Here is a 5105-nt window from a genome sequence, read left to right as displayed (position 1 = left end):
AGGACACCGAAGGAGTTGCCGTTGGCCATGGGATCCCCAAGCAAGAAGCCGTTACTCGCAGGCGGCTGGGAGAGACTGTTTTCTATTCTGCACTAGGGGAGTGGCGGGCAGTGCGGTGCAGCTGGCGGCAGCCGGCAATTCCCCGCAACACCAGGTGGGGATCCCAGCGCAGCTCTGGGTCAAGCGGGCCCAAGTGAGGGTGGAGCCACTTCCCATCCCCGCCGGTCAGCAGCAGGGGGCCTTGGGGAAAGCGGCGACGCCAGTCGGCAATGAACTCGCGCAAGCCAGCCAAGAGGGTGTGGAGGATGCCGCTGCGGATGGCAGCCACGGTGTCGTTGGCCCAGCGAGGGGGCAAGGGATCCTGCGGATCCCACTGCACTTTGGGCAGCAGGGCTGTGTGATCAGCCAACGCCTGCGCCTGCAACCCCAGGCCGGGCAAGATGGCCCCTCCCACCAGGGATCCTTCAGAGTCAGCTCCTGTGAGGGTCAGGGCAGTACCCGCGTCGATGACCAAACAGGGCCAGCCGTAGTGGATCCCGGCAGCCCACAAGGCCAAGGCCCGATCCAGCCCCAACCCCGGGTAGGGATCCCGCAGCGGCACCTGCGACAGCTCCAACTGATGCACCCAGGGCGATGCTGGCGGCAGGGGGGCAGAGCCCACAGGAGCCAGCCACAGCTCTGTCTGCTGCGGCCAGGACAAGGGCTGGTGAGCAGGAAACCGCTCCACCTTCACCAGGGTCTCCTCCACAAACCAACCCCAGCGCACGTGAGTGTTGCCCAGCACGGCTGCCAGCCACTCACGACAACAGTGCGAAGCGTTGAGATCTGCCCCCTCCTCAAAACTCATGCAACAGCTCTGCCTCCACGCGAAACAGCTCCACCGGCTGGTCGGCAGGGATCCCGGCCAACCTCTTAGCGGTAGCAAGCTGCCATTCTGTCGTCAAAGCCTCTCCCGGCAGCAACACCGCTCCCCGGGTTCCAGAGCGGACAAATAGGCCCATGCGGGTGGGATCCACCTGCTCCACAGCGGCAAAAGGACTCCGTCCCGCCGACGCAATGGGCACCACCCGCCGCACAATGGCCACCTGAATGGCTGCTGACTCCAGCTCCCCAGGTCGCAGAGGCACGTAGCGCCAGTCGCGGGTCACAGCCCCCACCGCCGCCCGGATGGTGGCCCTGACCAGGTCCTCGCCGCTGGGATCCAAGCTGCCCCAGCAGCCACGGGGCCGACCCTCTGTACTCACCGTTACAAAAACCCCCGCAGAGCGCCGCCAGTGGGGCGGGATCTCGTCTGGAGGTGGCAGCACCTGGCCGGTGGCGAAGTAGTAGGCAATGGCCTGACGCGCCAGTGCCGGCAGGGTGTCAGGGAGAGGTTGTCGCCGGCTGGGAGAGGGGATCCCTGCTGATCGCGTTAGCGGGACGGAGTCCTTATTGAACTCCGTCTCGCCCGTGCGGTTGTGCCAGCGGTGCGGACCACCCACGGATCCCGTCCACAACCCCAGCCCTGCAGCCAGGAGCAGGCCGATCGCGTTAGCGGGACGGAGTCCTTGAAGACCCAGCAATCGAACCGTGAAGTGAACTCGGCAGGTGAACACCCAAGAGAATCCCGTTGGTGGTCACAACAACCGTACTCTAAAAGCTACGTCCCCGCTGCTGCAAATACTTGAAAACGGTGTTTAGATCCTTGTCGCCGCGCCCAGAACAGTTGACCACCACCCGCTGCTGAGGGCCGATCGCGTTAGCGGGACGGAGTCCTTGCTGCGGGGCCAGGGTTTTCAGATAGGCCAGAGCGTGGGCTGTCTCCAGGGCGGGGATGATCCCCTCCAGGCGCGACAGCAGCAGCAGCGCTTCCACCGCTTCGTCGTCAGTAACCGCGTAGTACTCGGCCCGCCCGATTTCTTTTAGGTAGCTGTGCTCTGGCCCCACGCCAGGATAATCCAAGCCAGCGCTGATGGAGTGGGCCTCCTGCACCTGACCTTCTTCATCCTGCAGCAGGTAGCTCATCGCCCCGTGCAAGACCCCGATGCGACCGCGGTTGAGGGTAGCGGCGTGGCGGGGCGTGTGCAGCCCTTCTCCGGCAGCTTCAATGCCGATCAGCCGCACCTGGGGATCCCGGACAAACTCGTTGAACAGCCCCAGCGCGTTGGATCCACCCCCCACACAGGCCAGCAACACATCCGGCAGCCCTCCCCATTTTTCCTGGCACTGCTGCCGCGTCTCCTGGCCAATGACATCGTGAAAGGCCCGCACCAGCTTCGGGTAAGGGTGGGGCCCCGCCACCGTGCCGATGACGTAGTGGGTGGTCTCCACGTTGGTTACCCAGTCGCGGATGGCCTCAGAGAGGGCGTCTTTGAGGGTGCGCGTGCCCGATTCCACTCCCCGCACCTCAGCGCCCAAAAGGCGCATCCGCTGCACATTGGGGGCCTGCCGCTCCATATCCAGCGCCCCCATGTAGATGACACATTCTAGGCCAAAGCGGGCGCACACGGTTGCCGTGGCCACCCCATGTTGGCCGGCGCCAGTCTCGGCAATGATCCGCCGCTTGCCCATGCGCACCGCCAGCAGCACTTGGCCAAGGGCGTTGTTGATCTTGTGGGCGCCGGTGTGGTTGAGATCTTCCCGTTTGAGGTAGATCTGCGGGCCGCCGTAGTATTCGGTTAGCCGCTGGGCAAAGTAGAGGGGGCTGGGCCGCCCAACAAAATCCCGCAACAGGTTGTGAAACTCGGCGCGAAAGTCGGGATCCCGCCAGTGATGCTCAAAGGCTTCCTCCAGCTCCGTTAGGGCGCTCATCAGGGTTTCCGGCACAAACCGACCCCCAAACGGCCCAAACCGCCCCTGGGGATCCGGACGCACCTGCGGGTCAAGGGGATCCAAAACACGAGGGGAAAAAGCAAAAGAAGCTGAGGTCATGGCAGAGTCCGTCCGGGCCTTGTAGCCTGCAATAAGAGATTGAGACGAGCTTTCCCATTCTACAGAAGTTGGGAACTCGAGAAGGGGGGGTGGCCAACCTCTCCTCTCTTTTCCTGCCGTTCTCCCCCAACAGGGATCCCGAAAAGTTGTTTTGAACAAGGGTCTTCCCAGGATTTTTAAGATAAGGCCGTCCGATTTTGAGGCGGCCTTATGGACAAGCATCTGCAAGAGTTGCTCCAGCAAGAAGATCAAAAGCGCAGAGATGAAGAGGTGCGGCGCACCTATGCCCTTTCTCAAAAGTCCGAGGGGATGGTGATCCTTCTGTCTATTCTGCTTGCCTTCGGAGCCTACCTCTACACGCGGCGGTGGAAAGCTTTGATGGTTTTTCTGGGCTGGTGTTTCTTCCTTGGCGTGTTGTTTAGCGACGACGAGGGAGAGGTTTCCCTACCCGGACTGTTTCTGGCCTCCACCTGGGCAGCAGTAGACAACTGCGGCGCTATCCAGCGGGCAAGAGAAGAAATTGAACGGCTGCGCTCCGGCCAAAACCCTGATGTTGATCGGCAAACTTAAACTTGGTCGACAAAACAAAATAGTGGCCCAAAAATCGGTATTTTATTTCAAACTCTCGAAAAAGATGCTATACCTACTATTTCAAGTGGCACCCAGATACAAGCGGCGCAACCGACCCATTCTCAACGGCAGTGAAACTTGGATTCCTATTCCCTTTGTCTTTTGGGAAAGAGCTTGGACAAACCAAATTCTGTCCCCCTAGGAGAGGGGCTGGAGGTGAGAGAGCTTAGGATAGCTACAGATTAGAGCAATCAAAACCATGAAGTCTGCTGCTCGCCTAGCTTGTCTGCTTGCCGGACTGATCCTAGGAGCGGGGATCCCCGTCATTGCTCCCGCCCCCGCCCTTCCCGTTGCCCAAGCCGGTTTCCAGCCCTACGTCAACGCCCGCTTTGGCTACCGCATCGACTACCCGGCAGACTTCATTCCGCAAGGGGAATCGGACAACGGCGATGGCCAAGTGTTTCTCGGTCAAGACGGGGCTGAGCTGCGCGCTTGGGGTGGGTACAACATCTTTCAAGAAACCCCTGCCAGCGCCCTGCAGGAAGAACTTCGCCGCAGCCGGGAAAACCAGCGCCAGGTTACTTACCAAGCTGTTGGCCGGGATTTCTTTGTGGTCTCCGGCTACGAGCCCGTTCGTGTCAGCGGTGCGGAGCCCTTTGGCCAGCGGATTTTCTATCTCAAAACAGTTGTCCGCCCTTCGCTGCAAGCTGGCTTTGAGTTCGTGTACCCGGCCAGCCGGCGCGAGCGCTATGACCGAGATGTGGAAGCTATAGCCCGTTCCCTGCGCCTTGCCGATCCCTGAGCTAGACCCAAGTTGGGGCATGATCGTAGGGATCCCTGGCAAAACCCAATGGCCGAGAGACCGCTGGATAGTTGGCTGCAGGAACGCATGCGGGTTGTTGGCCTGTCTTCTTGGCGGGCTTTACAGGCCCAGGCCGGGATCAGCCGCCGCGCCCTTGATCAGGTGCGCCGAGGGAAGTGGGGATCCCTGCGCCTGGAGCAGCTCCAAAAGCTGGCTGCCGCCCTGCAGTGGGATTTGGGATCCCTACTGCGCCTCAACGGGAACGACAAAATGGGAGCCACCGATTCCTCAGAAGTCCTCTTCTCTCTGCTGCAGCCGCTGCTCACCAGCTACCCCACTGTCCGCCAGATTGCCCAGCGCAAGCCCGATTGGCCGGCCCAAAACGTGATTGCCTTGTTTCGATCCTTAGACGCTCTGCTGCAGCGCTGGGGGTATGAGCCCATCGGCAACCCCCTGGAGTCCGTCCCCTTTGATCCGCAACTGCATCAACCGGATCAGCTGGATATTCAAAAGGGGGATCCCGTTTACATTCGCTTTGTCGGCTACCGCCGCGGTGACCACATCCTCTGCCCAGCCAAAGTCAGCCGTTCCCTGCCTGGAGGATTGAGCTGATGGCACCTGCCCCCAAAGCGACCCTAGCCATTGATTTTGGCACCAGCAACACGGTGGTGGCAGTTTGGGATCCCGCCCAAGCAGTGCCCCGTCTCCTCACTCTTCCCGGCCTCTCTCGCCCAGACCACTCGGCTATTCCCAGCTTGGTCTACGTGAAGGGAAAAGGCCAGCTCCTGGTGGGGGAAACCGTGCGCGCCGGTCGGTGGGGGGC

Annotated in this window: 6 protein-coding genes and 1 pseudogene; 4 read left to right on the top strand and 3 right to left on the bottom strand. The window is 61.4% G+C overall.

All coding sequences use genetic code 11. The features are described 5' to 3' along the window. Nucleotides 1-82: 82 nt before the first annotated feature. The 3 genes from NW856_RS01705 to trpB form a co-directional block, all read right to left on the bottom strand. Nucleotides 83-847 carry a pantothenate kinase gene (locus tag NW856_RS01705; RefSeq protein WP_011433124.1) on the bottom strand — a complete coding sequence of 255 codons (765 nt, stop codon included), beginning with the start codon at nucleotides 845-847 and terminating at the stop codon, nucleotides 83-85. Next, the gene (locus NW856_RS01700; RefSeq protein WP_414398773.1) at nucleotides 837-1481 is read right to left on the bottom strand and encodes an AMMECR1 domain-containing protein; all 645 of its coding nucleotides are present in this window, start codon (nucleotides 1479-1481) and stop codon (nucleotides 837-839) included. The genes NW856_RS01705 and NW856_RS01700 overlap by 11 nt, the downstream gene beginning before the upstream one ends. 151 nt (nucleotides 1482-1632) lie before the next feature. Beyond that, complete coding sequence (gene trpB, locus NW856_RS01695; protein WP_011433122.1) at nucleotides 1633-2910, bottom strand: tryptophan synthase subunit beta; 1278 nt, start codon at nucleotides 2908-2910, stop codon at nucleotides 1633-1635. Nucleotides 2911-3120: 210 nt separating this feature from the next. Here trpB and NW856_RS01690 point away from each other — a divergent pair, with 210 nt between their 5' ends. The 4 genes and pseudogenes from NW856_RS01690 to NW856_RS01675 all read left to right on the top strand — a co-directional run. Further along, nucleotides 3121-3480, top strand: a complete 360-nt coding sequence (locus NW856_RS01690; RefSeq protein WP_414375464.1) for a hypothetical protein — start codon at nucleotides 3121-3123, stop codon at nucleotides 3478-3480. 259 nt (nucleotides 3481-3739) lie between these two features. Then, nucleotides 3740-4282: a hypothetical protein gene (locus NW856_RS01685; RefSeq protein ID WP_414398772.1), complete on the top strand. Its 543-nt coding sequence runs from the start codon at nucleotides 3740-3742 to the stop codon at nucleotides 4280-4282. Between the two features lie 48 nt (nucleotides 4283-4330). Further along, on the top strand, nucleotides 4331-4894 hold the full coding sequence (locus NW856_RS01680; RefSeq protein ID WP_414398770.1) for a hypothetical protein: 564 nt from the start codon (nucleotides 4331-4333) through the stop codon (nucleotides 4892-4894). Then, nucleotides 4894-5105 (top strand): annotated as a pseudogene (locus NW856_RS01675) (Hsp70 family protein); the annotation flags it as partial. The gene NW856_RS01680 and the pseudogene NW856_RS01675, both read left to right, overlap by 1 nt.

Origin of the sequence: Synechococcus sp. R3-13 (genome assembly GCF_047462195.1) — a bacterium.
Taxonomy (GTDB): domain Bacteria; phylum Cyanobacteriota; class Cyanobacteriia; order Thermostichales; family Thermostichaceae; genus Thermostichus.
The sequence above is the reverse complement of the archived record's forward strand: the minus strand, read 5'-3'. Positions and strand labels throughout refer to the sequence as shown.